The 22,518-nt window shown below is 64.2% G+C and carries 19 protein-coding genes; 9 read left to right on the top strand and 10 right to left on the bottom strand.

Annotated features, from left to right (window positions below; genetic code table 11):
* Window positions 1–30: 30 nt before the first annotated feature.
* Genes CEY05_RS03125 through CEY05_RS03095 form a run of 7 tightly spaced genes read right to left on the bottom strand, consistent with a single transcriptional unit; the run spans window position 31 to window position 7,398 of the window.
* Window positions 31–1,104, bottom strand: a complete 1,074-nt coding sequence (locus tag CEY05_RS03125; RefSeq protein WP_088595917.1) for an ABC transporter substrate-binding protein — start codon at window positions 1,102–1,104, stop codon at window positions 31–33.
* A 22-nt stretch (window positions 1,105–1,126) separates the two neighbouring features.
* Window positions 1,127–1,672, bottom strand: a complete 546-nt coding sequence (locus tag CEY05_RS03120) for a hypothetical protein (RefSeq protein ID WP_143220264.1) — start codon at window positions 1,670–1,672, stop codon at window positions 1,127–1,129.
* Between the two features lie 12 nt (window positions 1,673–1,684).
* Window positions 1,685–2,950: an aconitase family protein gene (locus tag CEY05_RS03115; RefSeq protein WP_158219243.1), complete on the bottom strand. Its 1,266-nt coding sequence runs from the start codon at window positions 2,948–2,950 to the stop codon at window positions 1,685–1,687.
* Between the two features lie 20 nt (window positions 2,951–2,970).
* The gene (locus CEY05_RS03110) at window positions 2,971–4,062 is read right to left on the bottom strand and encodes an ABC transporter ATP-binding protein (protein WP_088595914.1); all 1,092 of its coding nucleotides are present in this window, start codon (window positions 4,060–4,062) and stop codon (window positions 2,971–2,973) included.
* A 42-nt stretch (window positions 4,063–4,104) separates the two neighbouring features.
* A complete protein-coding gene (locus CEY05_RS03105) occupies window positions 4,105–5,820 on the bottom strand; it encodes an iron ABC transporter permease (RefSeq protein WP_088595913.1) in 1,716 nt (571 codons plus the stop codon).
* 2 nt (window positions 5,821–5,822) lie between these two features.
* Entirely contained in the window at window positions 5,823–6,551 is a 729-nt protein-coding gene (locus CEY05_RS03100; protein ID WP_088595912.1) for an RraA family protein, read from the bottom strand.
* 52 nt (window positions 6,552–6,603) lie between these two features.
* On the bottom strand, window positions 6,604–7,398 hold the full coding sequence (locus CEY05_RS03095; protein WP_158219242.1) for a TetR/AcrR family transcriptional regulator: 795 nt from the start codon (window positions 7,396–7,398) through the stop codon (window positions 6,604–6,606).
* 104 nt (window positions 7,399–7,502) lie between these two features.
* Here CEY05_RS03095 and CEY05_RS03090 point away from each other — a divergent pair, with 104 nt between their 5' ends.
* Complete coding sequence (locus tag CEY05_RS03090; protein WP_088595910.1) at window positions 7,503–7,781, top strand: hypothetical protein; 279 nt, start codon at window positions 7,503–7,505, stop codon at window positions 7,779–7,781.
* Here the strand turns inward: CEY05_RS03090 and CEY05_RS03085 are convergent.
* A complete protein-coding gene (locus CEY05_RS03085) occupies window positions 7,778–9,211 on the bottom strand; it encodes an efflux transporter outer membrane subunit (RefSeq protein WP_088607514.1) in 1,434 nt (477 codons plus the stop codon). The genes CEY05_RS03090 and CEY05_RS03085 overlap by 4 nt on opposite strands.
* Before the next feature lie 184 nt (window positions 9,212–9,395).
* On the opposite strand from CEY05_RS03085, the gene CEY05_RS03080 reads away from it, so the two are divergent.
* From CEY05_RS03080 to CEY05_RS03070, 3 genes are all read left to right on the top strand, one after another.
* Window positions 9,396–10,013, top strand: a complete 618-nt coding sequence (locus CEY05_RS03080; protein ID WP_088595908.1) for a TetR/AcrR family transcriptional regulator — start codon at window positions 9,396–9,398, stop codon at window positions 10,011–10,013.
* A gap of 132 nt (window positions 10,014–10,145) precedes the next feature.
* Entirely contained in the window at window positions 10,146–11,345 is a 1,200-nt protein-coding gene (locus CEY05_RS03075) for an efflux RND transporter periplasmic adaptor subunit (RefSeq protein ID WP_088595907.1), read from the top strand.
* Complete coding sequence (locus CEY05_RS03070; RefSeq protein ID WP_088595906.1) at window positions 11,342–14,500, top strand: efflux RND transporter permease subunit; 3,159 nt, start codon at window positions 11,342–11,344, stop codon at window positions 14,498–14,500. The genes CEY05_RS03075 and CEY05_RS03070 overlap by 4 nt, the downstream gene beginning before the upstream one ends.
* Before the next feature lie 46 nt (window positions 14,501–14,546).
* Here CEY05_RS03070 and CEY05_RS03065 read toward each other — a convergent pair whose 3' ends face one another.
* Window positions 14,547–15,545, bottom strand: a complete 999-nt coding sequence (locus CEY05_RS03065; protein WP_088595905.1) for a tripartite tricarboxylate transporter substrate binding protein — start codon at window positions 15,543–15,545, stop codon at window positions 14,547–14,549.
* 143 nt (window positions 15,546–15,688) lie between these two features.
* Here CEY05_RS03065 and CEY05_RS03060 point away from each other — a divergent pair, with 143 nt between their 5' ends.
* Together CEY05_RS03060 and CEY05_RS03055 are read left to right on the top strand one after the other, a co-directional pair.
* Complete coding sequence (locus CEY05_RS03060; RefSeq protein ID WP_233161324.1) at window positions 15,689–16,165, top strand: ureidoglycolate lyase; 477 nt, start codon at window positions 15,689–15,691, stop codon at window positions 16,163–16,165.
* A complete protein-coding gene (locus CEY05_RS03055; RefSeq protein WP_088595903.1) occupies window positions 16,162–17,088 on the top strand; it encodes an allantoinase PuuE in 927 nt (308 codons plus the stop codon). Before CEY05_RS03060 ends, CEY05_RS03055 begins: the two co-directional genes overlap by 4 nt.
* A 37-nt stretch (window positions 17,089–17,125) precedes the next feature.
* On the opposite strand, the gene CEY05_RS03050 is transcribed toward CEY05_RS03055, so the two are convergent.
* Window positions 17,126–18,088 (bottom strand): LysR substrate-binding domain-containing protein, encoded by a 963-nt coding sequence (locus CEY05_RS03050; RefSeq protein ID WP_088595902.1) that lies wholly within the window; start codon window positions 18,086–18,088, stop codon window positions 17,126–17,128.
* 136 nt (window positions 18,089–18,224) lie between these two features.
* Here CEY05_RS03050 and CEY05_RS03045 point away from each other — a divergent pair, with 136 nt between their 5' ends.
* From CEY05_RS03045 to CEY05_RS03035, 3 genes are all read left to right on the top strand, one after another.
* Complete coding sequence (locus CEY05_RS03045; protein ID WP_088595901.1) at window positions 18,225–19,706, top strand: aldehyde dehydrogenase; 1,482 nt, start codon at window positions 18,225–18,227, stop codon at window positions 19,704–19,706.
* Between the two features lie 22 nt (window positions 19,707–19,728).
* Window positions 19,729–21,210, top strand: a complete 1,482-nt coding sequence (locus tag CEY05_RS03040) for an FAD-dependent oxidoreductase (RefSeq protein WP_088595900.1) — start codon at window positions 19,729–19,731, stop codon at window positions 21,208–21,210.
* 109 nt (window positions 21,211–21,319) lie between these two features.
* Complete coding sequence (locus tag CEY05_RS03035) at window positions 21,320–22,498, top strand: ABC transporter substrate-binding protein (protein ID WP_088595899.1); 1,179 nt, start codon at window positions 21,320–21,322, stop codon at window positions 22,496–22,498.
* Window positions 22,499–22,518 lie beyond the last annotated feature (20 nt).

Raw genomic sequence — 22,518 nt, 5'->3', positions numbered from 1 at the left:
ACGGCGGCAAACCGTGGCGGTCTGCAACGATCAACGATTCTGCTTCACGATCTTCGCCCACAGGTCCTGCGTGGCGTCGTAGTCGTTTGCCCATCGTTCCAGGTCGACTGGGTAGTCCTTCGGTTGCGGCGCTCCAAGTTCCTGGGCCGCCTTGCGCGTGTCCGGTACGCCTTCCAAAGAGGTGCGCACGCCGTACCTGTCCTGCAGCGCGCGCGCGCCTGCTTCGCTATTCAGCCAGTTCTGCAACAGCCGCGCCCCATTCGGGTGCGGGGCGGACGAGGACACACCTTGCAACGCATTCGGATAGGCCGGCCGCGGGCTTGGTTCGATCCAGCGCAACGGCGCACCCTGCATCCACTTCGTGACCGCGGGACCTTCGGTGAACCAGAAATAGAAATCCTGCTCGCCCGCCACAACGCGGTCCAGTGCTACCGCGCCGTCGGAATACACGGCAGGCTTTTGCTGCACGACCTTGGCCAGGAACTTCTCGCCGTATTGGCTCTTCAGGGCCGGATCTAGGAACATGCTCAGGCCAGCATAAGCGATGCCGCTGCGCGAACTGGAGATGGCAAAGCGCCCCTTGAAGCGCGGGTCCAGCACGCCTTCCCAGCTTTTCTGCAGTATCGCCACTTCCTCCGGCTTGAGCTTATCGGAGTTGTACAGGATGGCCATGTCCGTGATGATGGCCGAATAAGCCTGGTCGCCGATGCGGTAGCCCGCCGGGATGCGGTCGTGCGTGGGTATCTTCCAGTGCGCCAGGTAGTTGCCCTGTGCGAGATCGCGCATCATGACCGGATCGCTTACCTGGATGACGTCGGCAATGTTCTGCCTGGCATCGGACTCGCGCACGAACTTCTGCATCAATTGCCCGCCCACCGCTCGCTGCAGCTCGACCTTCATGCCGGGATACTGCTTTTCGAACTCGTTAGCCACCAGCCGCAAAGGCTCCAGCGGCTGGTTCAGGTACCACACAACCTTGCCTTCCTCCTTGGCCTTGGCGCTGGCGAACAGTTGCGCGTCGTCGTTGGGATAGGTCTGCGCGGCGGCCAGGCCAACCGGCCCGAGCACCAGCATGGCGCTTGCAAGCAAACTTCGGATAAGCATGTTTGTCTCCCGATCATGGTGCTCAGGCAGGAATGCGGCGCTCAGGATGGTCTTCCAGCCAACGTGTCAGCATTCCGCGCATGCCGCCCTGCGCAACGATGGTCTTGATCTCTGGCGATATCGGTGGAAAATCCTTACTCTCTCCCGTCGCCAGTTTCACGATCCGGCCGCTCTCGAAATCGGCCTCGATATCGTCGCCACTGCTCAGGAAATCGGTGATGCCCACGCAGCCAACCAGGCTGGGCACCGCCAGGCCGATCGCGCCGCGAAACGACCTGAACGGCATTGACTCGCAAATTATCCGCAGCTGCAGCGCCTTCATGGCGATAAGACCCTGGTTATGGGCCTTGCCGCACAGGAAGTTTCGGCCGGCTACGATAAAGTCACCCGGTTTTAATCGCTCAAGCAATGTGGAGTCGATGGCCTCGAACAGATGGGGAACCAGCAATTCGGGATCACGCACCTTCGTGGTGATCAGGTCGTATGGCATGACGACGCCGTCGTGCGGGATATCGTTGCCCAGCACATGGCAGCGACCGCGCGTTTTCCAGCCTGCAAATGTATCCATGATCGGACTCCCTTAATGCGTGGTCACAGCCTGATCGGCATGGCGCGGGTCGACGATGCAGCCGGCGACGGCCGATTCGGTGACGGTGATCGGACTGGCCAGGTAGCAGTCGGCCTCTTTCGACCCCATGCGCCCTGTGCTGTTCGTGGCGGCGGTCGAGATGGAAACTTCACCCGGTCCCAGCGGGGCACCGACGCCTCCCGTACATGGGCCACAACCAGCCGGCAGGAACATGGCGCCCGCTTCCATGAACTGTTGCGCAATGCCTTCGTCAGCCAGGCGTTTAGCGACGGCTACCGTGCCAGGCACTACGTAGAAACGTACGTTCGGTGCAATCTTGCGGCCGCGCAGCAGGCCGGCAGCGAGCTTGAAGTCTTCGTACATGCCAGAGCCGCAAGATCCCAGGAATGCCTGGTCCACCGAACGGCCGGCCGCTTCGCCCACGCCGACGGCGCGGTCCGGACCTCCGGGCAACGCCACCTGCGGTTCGAGATCTGTCAAGTCGAGCGTCAACCTGCTTTCGTAGCGAGCGTCCGGGTCGCTCCTGACGGCATCTGGAATATCGGTGCTGCCGTCCATGCGCATGGGTGGGAACATGACGTTGTTTACACCGATCTCGGTCAAGGTGTTACACAGCGCGATGCGTTCAGGCACAGGCATCGCATCGACCACCTCGCCGCCGAATTCGACCACGCGGTGGTCGAATTCCACACCGTGCTTGCCCGATGTCAGGTCGGCCGACAGGCGAAACCCCAGGTCGCGAGGATGCACGCCGGGGCGGTATTTACCCACAAGGTCGACGCGCAGCGTTTCCGGCACGATGGTCCAGATCGTGCCCGTCGCCAGCACCACCGGAATGTCCGGCCCCGCACGCAACGCGAACGCGCCGATGGACCCGAAATTCGTGCAGTGCATGTCGTAGGCAAACAGAAACATTCCGGGTTTTACGAAACCCGCTTCCATGGGATAGATGTGCCCGTGTCCGCCTCGTCCAACGTCGAAGAACTGCCCGACCTTCCATTCCGCCGCAATGCGCCGGTTGGCGCGGCTGCGCTCGATGGCCTTGGGCGTTACCTGGATGACGTTGTGGTCCGTCACCACCATGACGCGCTCTGGATTCGCGATGCTGCGATAGCCGATTTCCTTCAACTGCTCGTAGGCGGTCTCCAGGTAACCATCATGCACGATGACCAGCTCCGGATTCGGCGAGACGATTTCCCCGGGCTGAACGCGCTCCCTGCCGCTAGCTTGCGCCAGCAGCTTTTCTGAAATGGTCATACCCATAACGTGACTCCTCTTCAGTTATTGCCGGCGGCCGCAGCGCGGCGCAGCAGCACTATGGCCGCCGGATCGACCGTCAGCCAGACGGTCTGACCCGGTGTTTGATTGCCCGGCGGGCTGCACTGGGCACGTATCTGGCCGATATCCGATGCGACACCGATGTCGGTACAACTGCCCAGGAATACGGTGTCGGTCACCTGTCCCTGGAACCCATTGCGTTCTCCCGTCTGCTTCGCGCCTACCCGAATGTGCTCCGGACGTATGACGACATCGACCTCGTCGCCTGCCTTGCAGTCGTGCTGCGCTGGACATTCGAGCATGGCGTCGCGCACCTTGACGATGGCATGACCGCCTTCGACGGCCGTTATGCGGCCGTCAAGCGGATTGGTCACGCCGACGAAATCCGCAGCGAACAACGAGGCCGGCCGGTCATACAACTGGCGCGGCGGTCCAATCTGCTCGATGCGGCCTGCATTCATCAACACGATGCGATCGGCAATGACCATCGCTTCCTGCTGGTCGTGGGTGACGTAGACGGTGGTAATGCCAAGGCGCTTCTGCAGCTCGCGTATCTCCAGCCGCATGCGTTCGCGCATCTTCGCGTCCAGATTCGACAATGGTTCGTCGAACAACAGGATTTGCGGCTGCAGGACGATCGCTCGCGCCAGCGCCACGCGCTGCTGCTGACCGCCCGACAGTTCGCCGGCATTGCGCGACGCATAATTACCCAGTCCGACCAACTGCAACGCCGCCTGCAGGCGCTCCGCGATCTCGGCCTTGGGCAGGCCGTGCAGGCGCAGGCCGAAGGCCAGGTTGCCCGCCACCGTCATGTGCGGCCACAAGGCGTATGACTGGAACACCATGCCGATCGAACGTTTCTCCGGCGGCAACTTGAAGCCCGGCCTTGAAACGACCACGCCGCCGATGCGGATTTCACCCTCCGTGGCATCCTCGAGGCCTGCCAAGCAGCGCAGCGTGGTCGTCTTGCCGCATCCGCTGGGGCCTAACAGCACTACCAGTTCACCTGCCTCGACATCCAGGTCTATGCCTCTCACTGCGACCACGTCGCCGTGCCGTTTGACCAATCCGCTTATGTTTATGGCGCTCATGCTCGAATCCGCTGTTTCCGCTGAGTGATCAGGACGTTCCAATTACGACTTTCCCATCGTGCGTTCCAGCCGGATTCCGAACAACGCACGTATCGCCACCATGAGGACAACGATGATCAGGCATTGGACGACCCCTAGCGTGGCGGCGAACTGGTAGTTGCCCGAGCCCATGTAGTTCCAGGCCAGCACCGACAAGACCTCGCTGTTCTTGGTGTACAGGATGACCGACGCAGACAACTCCTTGAAGCACAGCACGACGATGCAGAACAAGGCCGACAGCAAGGTGAAACGCATGAGCGGCAGGGTGATGTGCCATAGGGTCTGCAAGGAATTCGCGCCGGACATCCGCGCGGCGTTCTCCAGGTCGGGATGAAGCTGCTGGAAACCGCTGCGGCTCATCATGACGCCGAAGGGGACGTACTTGGCCACATACGCGACCAGCAGTACCCAGACCGTTCCGTAGAACGGGGATTTCAGCACTATGGTCAACAGTCCCAGGCCAAAGACCAGACCGGGGACAGCTACGGGAACCGACGCCAGCACGGCCACAGCACGCGTGGCCAAGCCCGGTCTTCGGACATCCATGAAACTGATGATGGCGCCCGCGAGCACACAGATGGCCGCCGCGCCAAATGCCAGCAGGATCGTGTTCAGCAAGGCCCTGCGCATGTCGTCGCCGTTGATGAATTGCAGATAGTTCGCCCAGGAAAGCGGCTGGCCGAATATGTCGCCCGAGCTGTAACGCATGAATGAAGACAGGACGAGCGCAGCGAGCGGCAGCAGGGTGGTCAGCGTCACGTACGTCCAGGCGGCCAGCACGGCGGGCACCTTCCACTTGCCCAGTTTCATCGGTTCGGCGCGCAGCCCCTTGCCTGTCACGGTGACGAAACGCGAGGCGCTGCGCGTGATGTGCCGCTGCAGCAGCATGCCCAGGAAAGCGATCAGCAACAGCATCGTCGACGCAGCCGCGGCATGCGCCAGCTTGAGCGGCGAACCGGTGGCGTCCTCGAAGATGCGGTAGGCCAGCACGTCGAAGCCCGCGACACTGCCTACGATGCCGGGAATCGTGTATGTCTCAGTCGTCAGGATGAACACCGTGAGCGCTGCGATAAGTATCGACGGCATGGACAACGGCAGCGTCACTCGCAGGATGGTGTGCAAAGGCGATGCGCCGTTGACACGTGCAGCCTCTTCGAGCGTGCCGTCCATGGTGCGCAGGCTGCCGACGGTAAACAGGTATACGAAAGGCGTGAAGAACAGGAACATCACCCAAACCGTCCCGCCGTACGTCCAGATATTGACGAGGGGCGCCATGTCGATGCCGGTTGCCCTGAAGACCTCGGCCGCGAGAGTATTGATAAAACCGGTCTTGGCCGATCCCAGTGCCACCCATGCAATCAGGCCTGTGAATGGGCTGATGAACAGTGGCATGACAACCAGCAGTTCGAGCACACTCTTGCCGGGCAGGTCCGTGCGCGCCATCAATACTGCGATGATCACACCCGCCAGCGAGCAAAGCAGGGTCACCCACACCGCCAGCCGCACCGAGTTGGCCAGCAGCCCCAGATATTCATCGCCCAGGTACACCGCCGTAAGCGCCGCAAGGCTGTGCGCAGGCAGCAGGCCGAACCGGCCCTCGGCATGGAAGGCCGTATCGATACTGATCGCCAGGGGCCACACGACGATACAGAGCACTGTTATCGCGACCCCTGCCCAGATGATGCCCTCGCCGGTGACGCGAATTGTGCGAGCGGCCATGGTCAGGCCTTTACGGTGGACAACTCGGTAAAGCTGACGCCGTCGGCGATCTTCCTGGATTTCGCCTGCTCCGCGGCCGTCTTTTTCTGTGCGTACTCCAACACTTCCGCCGCGCGGTCGCGCGGCACGAAACAGACGCCCGTATCGTCCGCCACCACCAGGTCGCCCGGGTAGACGCGAATACCGCATATGACCACCGGGCCGTTGATTTCAACTGCCTCGATGCGCCATTTTCCGGTCAGTGGCGTGCGCTCGGTAGACCAGACTGGGAAATTCAGGTTGCGCATGTCGGCGACATCGCGGAAACCACCGTCGATGATCGCGCCCACCTCGCCATTGCGCTTGGCGATCAGCGCGCCCACGCCCCCCATGTTTGAAATGCCCGGAACCCCCTGGATAACAAGCACGTCATCCTTTGTGGCAAGGTTGTGCGCCTCCGCTTCGGCCGTCTGCGCGTTTTTGTCGAGCGCTGCCTGGTGGATATTGCCGTTGCGTTTCATGTTGCGCAGCGTCAGCGCGTAGCCCACCAACGTGGCACCGGATATGACGGGCACAAGCGTGGACGCGGCAATGGCGCCGGTCACGCCGATGTAGTCCAGCGCATCGGAAACGGCGCTGCTGGCATCGCCCAGGGCTCGGAACCCTTCGATGATTTCATTTGAAAGGTGGGGTACTTCCGTCATGCGGATGCGCGACGGATCGATCTTCCCGGTCGGGATCTTCGCGGTCATGGTTGTCTCCTGCCACGTTGTTTGCCGTTGTCTGGGCGCTTTGCGCCTCGTTCTATCTGGTGGTCACGGCTGGTTTACGAACTCTGGATTCGGATGGTCCGGCTTTCCTGGCTGGCTTGGGCTCTGTAGCCATTGCCTTCGCCTTTGTCGCCTCTGTCTTGGCTGACTGTGCCTTCGTCGCCTTTGCCCTGCTTGTCTTCACCGTCCCGGACTCGCCCGGCACTGGCGGTAGCACCAGCTGCCCCAATTGATGAAGGAATTCGCGCCATTCTTTTTGGAAAGAAGCATCGGATGCCGACCTGCCCGTGACCATCCTGGTGATCTGCCCGTAGGCCAGCGGATACGTGGCCAATGCAAAGACGGCCAACTGCAGCAGGCTCGGATCGAAGGATGCGTTGATGCGCCCACTTTTCTGCGCCTCACGCAGCTTGTTGATGGTACGTTGCAAGCCTTCGCGCCGCGTCTCCTCGCAAGGCACCGCCTTATCTTCGCCTTGCGCCGCTTCCCAGGTAAGCAGCTTCACCCATTCCCGGTGGCGGGTGGCCGTGTCGAAGCGCCAGGCGAACAAATCGCCCGGCGCGCCGGGGGGATATTCCGGCAGGTCGAGCCGGGCGTCGTCAGTAAGGACGTCCGTGCGGTGATGGCCACGCACTTCCTGGAAGATGTGTTCCTTGCTGCGAAAGTAGTGGTAGATCAGTTCCTTATTGATGCCCGCGATCTGGGCGATGGATTCCATGCGGGCACCGGCATAGCCTTTTAGCGCGAATTCCTTGCGCGCGGCATCGATGATCGCGGCAAGGGTATGGGCGCGTCCACGTGCGCGGGGAGGCTTTTTCGATTCGCTCACTGGCTTCCGTATCGACAATTTTCGCTACCGGTTTACTTACCAAACGGTAAATTTACCAGATGGTAAACACTGAGGCGAAAGAGTGTCAACTGGTCGAAACCCGCATGATGGAAGCAATCGCCGGCGAGCTGCGCATCGCTCTGTATCCCGGCGATCCGGACGCAGTGCGACACGGTTCGGCGCCGACCGAGGTGCAAGCCACCTTGAGTCCGACAAATCACTCTCGGAGAGAGAGAGAGCAGAAGAGGACCATGTTGCGGGGAGAGATCGGTGCCCTGAGCAGCGCAATAAGCGATGCCACGCAAGCCATGAATGATTCCCTGGAACAAGCCAAGGCGACGCCCGACCAGCGCAAGGTCGACGAGTCGCTGATTCACGGCTAGCTGGCCCAGCCGCCGCCCAAGGCACGGTAGGACGCGATGGCCGCGCGGGCGACTTCGGTGCGCGCCAGCACGCTGGCATCGCGCGTACGCAGCAGTGCGCTGTCCGCATCCAGCACTTCGATGAGGCTGACGACGCCGCTCTGGTAAGCGGTGAACGACGTGACGCGGGCGCGTGTCAGCGCCGCCACGCCTTCGTCCAGGTAGCGCGCCTGTTCTTCCCGCTTGACCAGGGCGGAGAACGCATTTTCGACGTCCTCCGACGCGCGCAGGACAGCCAGGCGATAGGCCGCCAGCGCCTCGGCATTGCGGCCGCGGGCATCGGCAATGTCAGCCTCGATACGGCCGAAGTCGAACAAGCGCCAGCGCAATCCCAGAACGCCCTGGACCTGATTCGCGCTGTCGTTGAACAAGTGCCCGGAAGCGGTTGTGGCGGTACCCAGCAGCGCGCCCAGCGAAAACGTCGGGTAGTACTCGGCAATGGCGGCGCCAATGCGCGCATTGCTGGCCGCCAATTGGCGCTCGGCCGCGATCAGGTCAGGGCGCCGCCGTATCATGTCGGCCGGTGTGCCGGTCGCGCCGATGGCGGGCGCCTGCGGCACGGGCGCCGCCGTGGCGAGCAGGCCGCGGCTGGTGCCGGGCGTTTGCGCCAGCAATACGCCCAGCGCATTGACGGCCGCCTGCAGGCCGTCCTGCAGCACCGGCACCGTGGCGCGGACCTCCGCCAAGGCGCCTTCCGATTGCCGCACCTGCAGCTCGGCCGCCAGTCCCTTGTCGAATTGCAGCTGCACGGTGGACAGCAGGCGGCCGCGCGTCTGCACCTGATCCTGCGCGATGGCCAGGCGCGTCTGCAGCCCGCGCAAGGTCACATAGACGTCCGCCGTCTGCGCCGCCACCGCCAGACGCGTGGCATCCGCCGCGGCCTGCGCGGCCTGGTAGCTGGCGATGGCAGCCTCTCGTTGCCGCCGCAGTCCACCGAAAAGATCGATCTCCCACCCCGCGCTCAGGTCCAGCTCGTAGTAATTGCCATTGCGGTTGAAGTCGGGCGTGGCATTGAGCAGCCGGCCCTGCGGTGTCTCCAGCGACTGGCGCGCACGCGCCGCCCGGCCGGCGATGTTCCCCGAGGGCAGCAGGGCGGCGTCGGCCTGGCGCAAGGCAGCGCGCGACTGGCTGATGCGCGCCACCGCCTGGGCAATATCCAGGTTCCGGTCCAGCGCCCGCGTCACCAAAGCCGCCAGTACCGGATCGTGGAAACCTTCCCACCAGACGTTCAGGTCGGCGCCAGGCGGCGCTTGCCGAGCCTGCACGTCGGCCTGGCCCATAAAATGGTCGCCGGCCTTGGCCTCGGGCGCTTCGTAGTCGGGGCCGACCGCGCATCCGGTAAGGATCAGGGCAGCGAACATCGTCGAAAGGGGAGTTCTAAGGAAGAGCATGGCATATCCAGTGGCCGGACAAAGTAGGCATAATGTAGTGACTAATGTACGATAGGGTCAATGGTTTCCATGCGCGGCTGGCGTATGTCGTCGTTTTGCGTCACCCTTCGCCCCTACGCAGCAAAAGCCGCCCTGAACCGGCGCATGAATTCCCGTCCCCGGGACATAGGGAGCAGTCCACACCATGACCGATACGTTGCAAGTTCCCCAAGGCCAGCGCGGGCCGGCCGACCACAACGTGCGGGACCAGATCGTCCTGGCCGCCAAGGAACACTTCAGCCGCTATGGCTATGCCAAGACCACGGTGTCGGACCTGGCCAGGGAGATCGGTTTTTCCAAGGCCTACATCTACAAATTCTTCGACTCCAAGCAGGCCATAGGCGAGGCCATTTGTGCCACCTGCCTGAGCCAGGTGATGGAGGGCGTGCTCAAGGCCACGGGCGAGGCAGGCAGCGCCACGGAGCGCTTCCGCCGCTTGTTCCTGACGCTGGTGGAGCTGTCGGCCCAATTGTTTTTCGAAGACCGCAAGCTGTACGAGATCGCCGCCCATTCCGTGTCGGAGGACTGGGAAAGTTCGCGCGGCTACGAGGCGCAGATCCAGGCCCTGTTGACCGGCATCCTGCGCGAGGGCCGCGAGGCCGGCGAATTCGAGCGCAAGACGCCGCTGGACGAGGCCGCCCGCTCCATCTACCTGGTGATGTACCCCTTCATCAATCCACTGATGCTGCAATACAACCTCGACCGGCTGCCCGACGCGCCGCGCGAAGTGGCCAGCCTGGTGTTGCGCAGCCTGGCGCCCTGACCTTTGACTGTTGGAAATGCGGGAAAGGAGGCGAGTGACCTCCAGGATGACGACTTACCTGTTTAGTGACTATTGACAATATTGGTCATTAGAATCAGACTGCCGGTCATTCAGTCGTCCCTGGGGACCACCATGTCTTACCGTCGTCCGGCCGCCTTGGCCACTCCGGCCGCCACCGCCGCTTCCGTCGCTACGGCCACTTTCCTCATCGCCTTGCTGGCTGCATGCAGTCCCGCTCCCGCCGACGACCCGCGCGCCGGCATCCCGCAGGTGCGAGTCGCCACCGTCCAGGCCCCCGCGCCGGCCGCCCGCACTTACACCGGTGTGGTGGTGGCGCGAGTGCAGAGCGATCTGGGCTTTCGCGTCGCCGGCAAGGTGGTCGAGCGCCTGGTGGACACCGGGCAGCAGGTCAAGCGCGGGCAACCCTTGATGCGCATCGACCCCACAGATCTGGCGCTGGCCACGCGGGCACGGGAGCAGGCGGTCAGCGCCGCGCGGGCGCGGGCCCTGCAGACGGCGGCCGACGAGAAACGCTATCGGGAATTGGTCGGGGCCGGCGCGGTGTCGGCGTCGGCTTACGACCAGATTCACGCCGCCGCAGAAACCGCCCGCGCCGATCTCAGCGCGGCGCAGGCCCAGGCGGACGTCGCGCGCAACGAAGCGGGCTACGCCACCTTGTATGCGGACGCCGATGGCGTGGTGATGACCACGCTGGTCGAACCGGGGCAGGTGGTGACGGCGGGCCAGACCGTGGTGCGCGTGGCGCGGGCCGGTCCCCGCGAAGCCGTGGTCGACCTGCCGGAAACGCTGCGGCCGGCCCTGGGGTCGACCGGTACGGCGCGTTTGTACGGCGGCCAGGGCCCCGCGGTCACGGTGCGCTTGCGCGAGCTGTCGGATTACGCCGATCCGCGCACCCGCACCTTCGCGGCCCGTTATGTTTTGGAGCAGTCCGCCGCCCAGGCACCGCTGGGCGCCACCATCAGCGTGACCATCGCCCAAGCCCAAGGCGCGCCGGTGGTCGATGTGCCGCTGGCAGCGCTGCACGACGAGGGGCAGGGCGCCGGGGTATGGGTGTTGTCAGGCGATCCGGCCAAGGTGACATGGCGTGCGGTGAAGGTGGTGGCGCTGGGTGAAGAAACCGCCGCCGTCAGCGCCGGCCTGGCCCCAGGCGACCGCTTCGTGGCCTTGGGCGCGCATCTCTTGCACGAGGGCGAGCAGGTGCGCCCGGCCGCGCCGGCAAGCGACCAGGCCGCGCGCGGCACCTCGGCGCGCGTCGCGGCGGCCGCCTCTGCGGAGACATCTGTTGGCGCCACCAAAGAGGTGACCCAATGAGCGGCTTCAACATCTCCGCCATCGCCGTGCGGGAACGGGCGGTCACGCTGTTCCTGATCATCGCGATATCCGTGGCGGGCGCCTTCGCTTTCTTCAAGCTGGGGCGCGCCGAAGACCCCAGCTTCACCATCAAGACCCTGACCGTGGTGACAGCATGGCCCGGCGCGACCGCCCAGGAAATGCAGGACCAGGTCGCCGAGCCGCTGGAAAAGCGCATGCAGGAACTGAAGTGGTACGACCGCGCGGAGACCTTCACGCGGCCCGGCCTGGCCTTCATGACCGTCACGTTGAAAGACAGCACGCCCCCGGCGGAAGTGCCCGAAGAGTTCTACCAGGCACGCAAGAAGCTTGGCGACGAGGCGGGCAAGTTGCCGCAGGGTGTGCTGGCCCCCGTCGTCAACGACGAATATGCCGACGTCACGTTCGCCTTATATGCCCTGAAGGCCCAAGGCGAACCGCAACGCGCGCTCGTGCGCGAGGCGGAGACCCTGCGCCAACGCCTGCTCAAGGTGGATGGGGTGAAGAAGGTCAACATCCTGGGCGAGCGGCCGGAACGCATCTTCGTGGAGTTCTCCTACGAGCGCCTGGCGAACCTGGGCATCTCCGCGCGCGACATCTTTGCCGCGCTCAATACACGCAACGCCGTCACGCCGGCCGGCTCGGTGGAAACCCACGGCCAGCAGGTGCAGGTACGGCTGGATGGCGCCCTGGAAGACCTTGAACAGATCCGCGCCACGCCCATCGTGGCCAATGGCCGCAGCCTGCGCATCGGTGACGTGGCCGATGTGAAACGCGGCTACGAGGATCCCGCCACCTTCCTCATCCGCAGCCAGGGCGAGCCCGCCTTGCTGCTGGGCGTGGTCATGCGCGACCGCTACAACGGCCTGGATCTGGGCAAGGCCCTGGAGGCCGAGGCCGCCACCATTTCGCGCGAGCTGCCGCTGGGGATGAGCTTCACCAAGATCACCGACCAGGCGGTGAACATCGCCGAGGCCTACGACGAATTCATGCTCAAGTTCTTCGTCGCCTTGGTAGTGGTCATCGTCGTCAGCCTGGTCAGCCTGGGCTGGCGCGTGGGCGTGGTGGTAGCCGCCGCCGTGCCGCTGACGCTGGCCGGCGTGTTCATCATCATGCTGGCGACGGGACGCGACTTCGACCGCATCACCCTGGGCGCGCTGATCCTGGCGCTGGGCTTGCTGGTCGACGACGCCATCATCGTCATCGAGACCATGGTGGTCAAGATGGAAGAGGGCCTGGACCGCGTCTCGGCCGCGACCTATGCCTGGGGCCATACCGCCGCGCCCATGCTGGCGGGCACCCTGGTCACGGCCATCGGCTTGATGCCGGTCGGATTCGCCAAGTCCAGCGCGGGCGAATACGCCGGCAATATCTTCTGGGTGGTGGCCTTCGCCTTGCTGACGTCGTGGGTGGTGGCCGTGGCCTTCACGCCTTATATCGGCGTCAAGCTGCTGCCCACCATCGAACGCGTGCCGGGCGGCCACGCCGCCATCTACGGCACGCCCGGCTATCGGCGCTTGCGCGGCCTGATCACCTGGGCCGTGGCGCACAAGAAGAAAGTGGTGCTGGGCGTGGTAGCGATCTTTGTCGTGGCCTTCATGGGCCTGGGCCAGGTCAAGCAGCAGTTCTTCCCCATCTCAGATCGCCCGGAAGTGCTGTTCGAAGTGCAGATGCCGGAAGGCACCAGCATCGAGGCCACCGGCGCCGCCGTGGCCAAGGTGGAGCAGTGGCTCAAGCAGCAACCCGAGCCCAAGCTGGTGACCAGCTACATCGGCCAGGGCGCGCCGCGCTTTTATCTGGCGATGGCGCCCGAGCTGCCGGATCCCTCCTTCGCCAAGATCGTCGTGTTGACCGGCAGCGAAAAGGATCGCGACGCGCTCAAGCTGCGCGCCCGCCAGGCCGTGGCGGATCAGCTGGCACCGGAGGCACGCGTACGGGTGTCGCAGCTGGTGTTCGGACCCTACTCGCCGTTTCCGGTGGCCTTCCGCGTCATGGGGCCGGACGAGGACATCGTGCGCGACGTCGCCCGGCAGGTGCGCCAGGTGATGCAGGCCAACCCGGCCATGCGGCAGGTGAATACCGATTGGGGCGAGCGGGCGCCGACGCTGCACTTCGTGCTGGACCAGGACCGCTTGCGTGCCATCGGGCTGAGTTCACAGGATGCCGCGCAGCAGCTGCAGTTCCTGTTGACCGGCGTTACCGTGACGCAGGTGCGCGAGGACATCCGTTCCGTCGATGTGGTGGCACGCAGCGCCGGTACCGAACGTCTGGATCCGGCTCGCCTGGGCGCCTTCACCCTGGCTGGCGCGGCGGGCCAACGCGTGCCGCTGGACCAGATCGGTCATATCGAAGTGCGCATGGAAAATCCCATCCAGCGCCGGCGCGATCGGGAAGTCAGCATTACCGTGCGCGGCGATGTCGCCGAAGGGATGCAGCCGCCCGACATATCCATGCAGATCCTGCCCAAGCTGCAGCCCATCATCGCCAAGCTGCCGGCTGGCTATCGCATCGAGACGGCGGCGGACCTGGAAGAGGCGGGCAAGGCCAACAAAGCCTTGGCAGCGGTGTTCCCCCTGATGTTCATCCTGATGCTGGTGGTGATCATCTTCCAGGTGCGTTCGATGGCGGCCATGGCCATGGTAGTGCTGACCGCGCCGCTGGCCCTGGTGGGGGTGGTGCCGACCTTGCTGATCTTCCAGCAGCCTTTCGGCTTCAACGCCATCCTGGGCATGATAGGCCTGGCCGGCATCATCATGCGCAACACGCTGATCCTGGTGGGACAGATCCATATCAACGAGAAGGAAGGCCTGTCGCCTTTCGACGCGGTGGTGGAGGCTACCGTGCAGCGGGCCAGGCCGGTCGTGCTGACGGCGCTGGCGGCAGTGCTGGCCTTCATTCCGCTGACGTTCTCGGTGTTCTGGGGTTCGCTGGCCTACACGCTGATCGGCGGGACGATAGGCGGTACGGTGTTGACGCTGGTGTTCCTCCCGGCGCTGTACGCGATCTGGTTCAAGATCCAGGCGCAGGGCGGGGCGCCGGAGAAGGGTTCCGTGGGCGCCGCAAGCTCGGCCACCGCAGGTGCGCAGGTGCCGACGACGCCTGCGGGTGCCGAAGTGGCAACCCAAGGCTCGCGATAGGCGCCGGTGGCGGGGAGGCGAGAGGACGCCTCCCGCAAAAAAACCTTCAGTCCAATTTGATGTTCGAGTCGTGGATCAGCTTCTGCCAGCGCGCGCGCTCCTCCTGGAGCAGCGCCTGGTACTGCTCGGGGCTGCTGCCCACCGGCTCGATGCCGAAATCCAGCAGCTTCTGGCGCACGACCGGGTCGTTGATGGTTGCCACCACCTGCCGGTTCAAGGTATCGATGACCGCCTTGGGCGTGCCCGCCGGCACCACGATGCCCGCCTGGGCAGAGGCGTCGATGTTCTTGTAGCCAAGTTCGGCGAAAGTCGGCACGTCCGGCAACTGCGGCAGGCGGGTGGGGTTGGCGACCGCCAATGCGCGCACCTTGCCGCCCTTGATGAAACCGGCGCCCGCGGCCAGGTCGACCATCATCGCCGCCACCTGTCCGGCCGCCACATCGGACAGCGCCGGCGCGGCGCCCCGATACGGTACGTGCACCAGGTTCGCGCCGGTCTCCACGCGCAGCAACTCCATGGCCAGGTGATGCGGGCTGCCCGCGCCGGCGGAGGCGTAGTTCAGGCCATCCTTCTGCGCCTTGGCCTCGGCCAGGAAACCCTTGACGTCCCTGGCTTGCAGGCCCGGGCCCGCCACCAGGATCATGGGAAAGCGGCCCATCAGCGTGACGGGTGCCAGGTCCTTGACCGGATCGTAGGACAGCTTCTGGTAAAGGGCCGGATTGAAGACCAGGGTGCCGTTGTCGGCCGACAGCATGGTGTAGCCGTCCGCTTGCGCGCGCGCGGTCTCGGAAGCGCCGATTGCGGTATTGCCGCCCGGCTTGTTATCCACGATCACCGACTGCCCCATACGCTGCGACAGGCCCTGGCCCACCGTGCGCGCCAGATAGTCCAGGCCACCGCCGGCGGCGTAGGGGACGATCCAGTGCAAGGGTTTGGAGGGGTAGGCATCGGCGGCCTGGGCCGCGGGCGCGGCCAGGACCGGCAAGGCGAGCGCGGCGCAAAGGAAGGCGCGCGCGCAGCAGAGCGCGTGACGGGTGAGGAACATGCTTGTCTCCGTTATTGACGTAGCGGCTGGGCCGGTCGTGCAACTGTTTGGCGTCGTCGGGATTTCGACGATTGACTATTGTAGGGGGGTCTCTAGAATTTCTACCTGTCGTTCAATGGACGGAAGGCTCGATGGACAGGCAGTTGGTCGCCGAAGCGCTCGATGGTCGCGGCTTCGCACAGTTTGGTGAGGTGCTGGAGAACAGGGGCGATACCCGCCGGCGTGACTTTTCCCTGCAATTTGCCCAGGAGAATGGCCCGCGCTTGTGGGTCAACCGGATCGAGCCCTGCGCGCGAGCGCCGATCATCGTGCGCGAGATGGAACGCCATCCCCATTCGGCCCAGAGCTTCATTCCCATGCGCGGAGGCCGCTGCCTGGTGGTGGTGGGACTGTCGGCCGCCGATGGCGCGCTCGATCCGGCCACGATTCGCGCCTTCGTCACGGACGGATCGCAGGGCGTGAGCTATCGGCCAGACGTCTGGCACTTCGCTTTCACCGCCATCGACGGTTCCAACGAGGTTGCCGTCATCATGGGTTATTCGGGCCGCGGCGACGATACGGTACTGACGTCCCTGGACGAGCGGATCGAAATAACCTGGCCGATGCGAGTAGAAGCATGACGGATTTCAATAGCCCTGCGTATGCCCACCTGCGCCGCGATTTCGTCGGCTATGGCGCCGAACCACCCAATGCGTGCTGGCCGGGCAAGGCGCGGATAGCGCTGAACATCGTGGTCAATTACGAGGAAGGCTCCGAGCTTTCCTTCGAAGATGGCGACGGCCAGACCGAGACCGGTCTGACGGAAGGCGGCGCGGGAGGATTCCAGGGCCGCGACCTGGCTTCCGAGTCGATGTACGAATACGGCAGCCGGGTAGGTATCTGGCGCGTGTTCCGCATCCTGCGCGAGCGGCAAATGACTGCGACCGTTTTCGCCACGGCATTGGCGCTGGAACGCAATCCCGCCGTGGCCCAGGCGATACGCGAAGCGGGCTATGACGTATGCAGCCACGGCCGCCGCTGGGTGCGTGCGCAGGGATTTACGGAAGACCAGGAGCGCGCGGAAATCCGAGCCGCTTACGAATCGATTACGCGCAGCATCGGCACGCCGCCGACCGGGTGGTATTGCCGCTATGCGCCAACCATCAACACGCGGCGTCTGCTGGTGGAACATGGCGGCTTCGCCTACGACTCCGACTCTTACAGCGACGAACTGCCGTATTGGTCGAAGGTACAGGGCAAGCCTCATTTGGTCGTTCCCTACAGCCTGGCGAATAACGACGGCAAATTCAGCCGGGGCGCCATGGCCACGGCGAACGACTTCTTCGAGTATCTGAAAGACAGCTTCGACATGCTGTACGAAGAGGGTGAGGTGGCGCCGAAGATGATGTCGGTAGGCCTGCACCTGCGCCTGGTCGGCCATCCCGGACGAGCGGTGGGCCTGGCCCGGTTTCTTGACTACGTGGCGACGAAACAAGGCGTCTGGGTCTGCCGGCGCGCGCAAATCGTCGAGCATTGGCAGCGGCATCATCCAGCCAGGGATTAGGCTTGGCCGCCGTTTCGCCTGCGCGGTCCAGGCTCGGTCACAGCGTGACTCGCATGTCGTCCCTTGCCTCCCTTGCCGCTGTCGCCGGGACCGGCGCAGCGTGCTCCCGCAGGAAGCGCTGGGCAAGGTCCTGCACCCATTCACGAAACGCGATCACGACAGGTGAGTCCTTCTTGTATTCGGGATACACCAGGCAATAGCGCTTGGCGTGCTTCACCGCGACGTCGAAGGGTATGACGAGGTCGCCGCGCTGCAGTTCACGTTCGATATAAAAGCGCGGCACCAGGCCCACGCCCAGGCCGGAGCAGGCGGCCTCGATGACCATCGAATACAGTTCGAAGCGCATGCCGCGCAGGGGGCGGTCGTTACGCACCCCGCAGGTGTCGAACCAGCGGCGCCACACATCGTTCTTGCCGGCCTTGTGCAGCAGCGTCAGACGGCCAAGGTCGGTCGGGTCCTTCAGCAATCCCAGGTCATGATGATGCGGACTCAACACGGGAACCACTTCCTCGTCGAAAAGTTCCAGCTTGACCACGCCCGTCCAGGCGGGATGGTCGAAATGCAGCGCGGCATCGAAATGCGTGCCGCGAAACAGAAACGGTTCGGGCTTCTCGCTGAAGTTGATGGTGATGTCCGGATGCAGCGCGCGGAACTCATGCAGGCGCGGCAGCAGCCAGCGGCTGGAGAAAGTCGGAATCACCGCCAGTTCCAGGATGCCGCCCGCGCCGCGGTTGGCCATCAGGGCCTGCGTGTGCAACTCGATCTCTTCCAGGTGGGGCGCGATGCGGGTGGAGTAGTAACGGCCGGCGTCGTTCAACACCACCTGCCGCCCGACCCGGGTGAACAGCTTGGCATCCAGATAGCTTTCCAGTGCCGCGATCTGGCGGCTGACCGCGCTTTCTGACAGGCACAACTCGTCCGCCGCACGCGCGAAATTCTCGTGGCGCGCCGCCGCCTCGAAGATGGACAGCGCCGTGGTGCTGGGGATCTTGCGTCTCATGGGGTCTCCTCCTCCTGAGCCAGATCGATGACGAAACTGCATCAATTGCTGATGAATCATCAGTTACGTCCCTTGTTTGACCTGATCATAATCGACGAACTGATTCGATAACCGCAATTGAAGAGGGTCGAGACAAATGGAGCGCTACAAGCTTTTCATCAATAACGAGTGGGTGGACGCGGAGGCAGGCGAGTCTTTCGAGACCGACGATCCTTTCACGGGAAAACCCTGGGCCCTGGTACCTCGCGGCCGTGCGGCGGACGTGAATCGCGCCGTGGCCGCCGCCAAGGCCGCCTTCGAGGACGGCCCCTGGTCGCGCATGTCGGCCAGCGATCGCGGACGCCTGATCTACAAGCTGGGTGAATTGGTGGAGCGCGACGCGCAGCGCCTGGCCGAAGTGGAAAGCCGGGACAACGGCAAGCTGATGAGCGAGGTGCTGGGCCAGGTGAAGTATTGTGCCAAGTACTTCTACTACTACGGCGGCCTGGCGGACAAGATCCAGGGCCATGTCGTGCCGATGGACAAGCCGGGCGTGTTCAACACGGTGCGCTATGAGCCCATCGGTGTGGTGGCCAGCATCACGCCGTGGAATTCTTCGCTGCTATTGACGGCATGGAAGCTGGGGCCGGCCCTTTGCGCGGGTAACACCATCGTCTGCAAGCCCTCGGAATTCACGCCGACTTCGCTGCTGGTGCTGGCCGAAATGGCCAAGGAAGTCGGCTTTCCCGCGGGTGTCATCAATGTCCTGACGGGCTATGGCGCGGAAGTGGGCGAACCGCTGATCCGCCATGCGGACGTGGGCCGCGTGGCTTTCACTGGCGGCGACGCCGCGGGACGGCGGGTGTATGCCACGGCGGCGGAAGGCTTGAAGCGGGTGTCGCTGGAACTGGGCGGCAAGTCGCCGAATATCGTGTTCGACGACGCCGACCTGGATCGCGCGGCAAACGGTGTCATCACCGGTATTTTCTCGGCCGGTGGCCAGACCTGCATGGCGGGTTCGCGCCTGCTGTTGCAGGAATCGATACACGACGCGTTCCTGGCGAAGATCGAGAAGATCACCCGTTCGGCCAAGATCGGCGACCCCAAGAAGGCGGATACGCAGATCGGGCCGGTTGCCACGCGTCCGCAGTACGAGAAAGTCCTTCAATACATCGATATCGCCAAGAAGGAGGGCGCCCGTTGCGTGACCGGTGGCCGAGCCCTGTCTGGCGAGGCCTATGGTGCGGGGCAATTCGTGGAGCCCACCATCTTCGCCGATGTGACGAACGATATGCGGATCGCCCAGGAAGAAGTGTTCGGACCGGTGCTGGCGGTGCTGAAGTTCAAGGACGAGGCGGACGCCGTGCGTATCGGCAACGACATCCGTTTCGGCCTGGCCGCCGGTGTCTGGACCAAGAGCCTGCATCGCGCCATGCTGATGTCGGAGAAGCTGCGGGCCGGCACGGTCTGGATCAACAACTACCGCTCCACCAGTTATATGACGCCATTCGGTGGATACAAGGATAGCGGCCTGGGACGCGAGGGTGGCTTCGAGTCGGTGAAGGAGTATATGGAGATGAAGAGCGTCTGGATGTCTTCCGACCTGGACATGCCGAATCCATTCGTGCGCAAATACTGAGCACCTGCTACCAGGAGTGGATATGAGCGAGACAACTGGCAAAAATACAAGCCGGGAATATGACGTTGTGGTCGTGGGTTGCGGCATAGCGGGACTGAGCGCCGCGGTCACTGCCATGCAGGCCGGCGCGCGCGTGGCCATCCTGGAACGCGCGCCGCTGGAGGACAGGGGCGGCAATACGCGCTGGACCGAAGCCATGATGCGCATGAAGAGCGAGGCCGAGGTCGCCGACGACTTCGAAGCGCATTTCGCCGAGAACGCGGGGCATTACCTGGACCCCGAGCTGGTGTCCGAGGCGGCCGGGGCTTATGAAAACTGGTCGACCATCGTCAAGGTGCTGGGCTTCGCCGACCCAGAACTGATCTCCACCTTTGCCGAAAACGCCGGCAAGGCCATTGCCTGGTTGAAGACCTTCGGCGTGCGTTTCGATTTCCTGCCGGGCTATTTCATCACCACCTGCACCAGCCGCATGGGACCGGTGGGCGGTGGCCTGGCCTTGGTCGAGGCGCTGGCTGCCTGGGCGGAAAAGAACGGCGCGGACTTCTTCTACCGCACGACGGCCCGTGAATTCCTGCGCGGCGACGACGGCACCATAGGCGGCATAGTCGCCACGGGCCCGGACGCGCGTCCCTTTGCGCTGCGCGCCCCGGCCACCGTCCTGGCCTGCGGCGGCTTCGAGGGCAATCCCGAAATGCTGGCCCAGTACCTGGGGCCGCGCGCCCGCTACATCCGGCCGGTGGCGCGGGGCGGGTACTACAACAAGGGCGAGGGCTTGCGCATGGCCTTGGCCGCGGGCGCGGCGCCGTCCGGCGATTTCGGCCAATTCCATGCCGAACCGCTCGATCCCCGCTCCGGGGCGCCGGAGCCCATCGTGCTGGTGTTCAACTACGGCGTGCTGGTGAACAAGCGCGGCCAGCGGTTCATCGATGAGGCGCCGGCCACGGTGGACGCCACCTACGAATCGATCACCCGGGTGATCCACGAGCAGCCGGACGGCATCGCCTGGGCCATACTGGATTCGCGCATCGACGACGTTCCCAACTGGCGCAGCAGCGTGCGTTCGGACCAGCCGCCGATCCGCGCCAACAGCGTGGCGGAACTGGCCGCTGCCATCGAGGTCGATGCGGGCGGCTTGCAGGCCTCGCTGGATGCGTACAACGCCGCCTGCGGCGACGGGGCATTCGATCCGCTCAAGACCGATGGCCTGGCGACGCGCGACGACTACCGGCCGCGCAAATCCAACTGGGCGCGGCCCATCGATCGTGCACCTTTCATGGCGTATCCCATCATCTGCGGCAACTGCTTCACCTTCGGCGGCTTGAAGGTGAATACACGCAGCCAGGTGCTGAATACCGATGGGGACCCGATTCCCGGCCTGTACGCAGCGGGCGAGACCGTGGGCCTGTACTACGGAACCTACACGGGCGCCACCTCCGTCCTGCGTGGCGCGGTGTTCGGACGCCTGTCCGGCGAGAACGCCGCCAGGTTGGCGCAACAGCGCTGAAGCTGCCGTGCAGCGGCGTGTGCGGGCTGCGAGGCGGTGAGTAGGGCGGCTCGTCCCAAGGCGGGCCGATTCAGAAAAAACGATACGAGATATCGACAAGGAGACAATCATGCCTGGCATATCCCTGCGCCATCGTCTGGCGGTGGCAGCGTTCGCCCTGTTGCCGCTGGCCGGCCACGCCGCCGACACCACCGGTGTCACCAAGGACACCATCAAGATCGGCATGTTCGGTCCCCTGACCGGACCGACCGCCGTCGGCTCGCTGCCCTTGTTGGGCGCGACCGCCATCTACAAGAACGTCAACGACAATGGCGGCATCAACGGCCGCAAGATCGAGGTGCTGGTCGAGGACGACGCCTGCGATCCCAACAAGACCATCGCCGCGACCAAGAAGCTGATGTCGCAGGACCAGGTCTTCATGATCCACGGGGGCTGGTGCAGCGGCACCGTGATGGCGATCAAGCCCGAGCTGAAGAGCCATCCCGACTTGCCGTTCATGGTGCTGGGCGCGGCCAGTACGGCCATCTCTTCCCCGTTCCAGGCCAATATCTTCCACCCCATCGCCACCACGGCCACGGTGGCCAACTCGATGGTGGACTTCGCGCTGAGCAAACCCGGCGCCAAGCGCATCGCCATCATCAGCCATTCGGATGAGTGGGGTAAGTCGCATATCGAACCGGCCATCGCGGCCTTGAAGGCCAAGGGCCTGGAGCCGGTCGAGACGGTGTACCTGGAGCGAGGCAGCACCGATGCCACGTCGCAACTGCTGCGCCTGCGTGCCGCCAAGCCGGACGCGGTGCTGGCCATCCTGTATCCGCCCGAGCTGACGATCTATCTGCGTGACGCCAACAAGTACGGCATCAAGGCGCCCACCATCGCCACGCAGGGCGTATCGCTGGAAGACATGGTCAAGCGGGTCGGCAATCCCGCGGCCACCAAGGAGTTGTATGTCTTCTATCCCTTGTCGGCCACGCTGGATGCGGCGGGCTTCAAGAAGTGGCAGGACATCTATACCTCGGCCCATCCCAAGGATCCGGTCGAGACCCTGAGCTTCATGGGCATGACAGGCGCGCTGGCCGTGGTCCAGGCCCTGAAGAATGCCGGCCCCGACCTGACCCGCGAGAAGTTCATGGCCGAGCTGGACAAGTTGAACAACTTCGATCCGGGCATCCAGTCCGGGCCCTTGACCTTCACGGCACAGGACCACGCGGGCATCAAGCAGGGCAAGATGATCTACATGAAGGACGGCAAGCCGACCATCGTCTCCAACTATCCCGCGGCCCTCTGACCGCGACGGGACGGCAGCCA

It is taken from the genome of Achromobacter sp. HZ34 (genome assembly GCF_002209485.1).
GTDB lineage: Bacteria > Pseudomonadota > Gammaproteobacteria > Burkholderiales > Burkholderiaceae_B > Bordetella_C.
This window is presented reverse-complemented; position numbering and strand designations above follow the sequence as displayed.

Bases quoted from the DNA above. Each gene is read 5' to 3' on its own strand.
- CEY05_RS03125 (WP_088595917.1), bottom strand. From the start codon at position 1,104: ATGCTTATCCGAAGTTTGCTTGCAAGCGCCATGCTGGTGCTCGGGCCG.
- CEY05_RS03120 (WP_143220264.1), bottom strand. From the start codon at position 1,672: ATGGATACATTTGCAGGCTGGAAAACGCGCGGTCGCTGCCATGTGCTG.
- CEY05_RS03115 (WP_158219243.1), bottom strand. From the start codon at position 2,950: ATGACCATTTCAGAAAAGCTGCTGGCGCAAGCTAGCGGCAGGGAGCGC.
- CEY05_RS03110 (WP_088595914.1), bottom strand. From the start codon at position 4,062: ATGAGCGCCATAAACATAAGCGGATTGGTCAAACGGCACGGCGACGTG.
- CEY05_RS03105 (WP_088595913.1), bottom strand. From the start codon at position 5,820: ATGGCCGCTCGCACAATTCGCGTCACCGGCGAGGGCATCATCTGGGCA.
- CEY05_RS03100 (WP_088595912.1), bottom strand. From the start codon at position 6,551: ATGACCGCGAAGATCCCGACCGGGAAGATCGATCCGTCGCGCATCCGC.
- CEY05_RS03090 (WP_088595910.1), top strand. From the start codon at position 7,503: ATGATGGAAGCAATCGCCGGCGAGCTGCGCATCGCTCTGTATCCCGGC.
- CEY05_RS03085 (WP_088607514.1), bottom strand. From the start codon at position 9,211: ATGCTCTTCCTTAGAACTCCCCTTTCGACGATGTTCGCTGCCCTGATC.
- CEY05_RS03080 (WP_088595908.1), top strand. From the start codon at position 9,396: ATGACCGATACGTTGCAAGTTCCCCAAGGCCAGCGCGGGCCGGCCGAC.
- CEY05_RS03075 (WP_088595907.1), top strand. From the start codon at position 10,146: ATGTCTTACCGTCGTCCGGCCGCCTTGGCCACTCCGGCCGCCACCGCC.
- CEY05_RS03070 (WP_088595906.1), top strand. From the start codon at position 11,342: ATGAGCGGCTTCAACATCTCCGCCATCGCCGTGCGGGAACGGGCGGTC.
- CEY05_RS03065 (WP_088595905.1), bottom strand. From the start codon at position 15,545: ATGTTCCTCACCCGTCACGCGCTCTGCTGCGCGCGCGCCTTCCTTTGC.
- CEY05_RS03055 (WP_088595903.1), top strand. From the start codon at position 16,162: ATGACGGATTTCAATAGCCCTGCGTATGCCCACCTGCGCCGCGATTTC.
- CEY05_RS03050 (WP_088595902.1), bottom strand. From the start codon at position 18,088: ATGAGACGCAAGATCCCCAGCACCACGGCGCTGTCCATCTTCGAGGCG.
- CEY05_RS03045 (WP_088595901.1), top strand. From the start codon at position 18,225: ATGGAGCGCTACAAGCTTTTCATCAATAACGAGTGGGTGGACGCGGAG.
- CEY05_RS03040 (WP_088595900.1), top strand. From the start codon at position 19,729: ATGAGCGAGACAACTGGCAAAAATACAAGCCGGGAATATGACGTTGTG.
- CEY05_RS03035 (WP_088595899.1), top strand. From the start codon at position 21,320: ATGCCTGGCATATCCCTGCGCCATCGTCTGGCGGTGGCAGCGTTCGCC.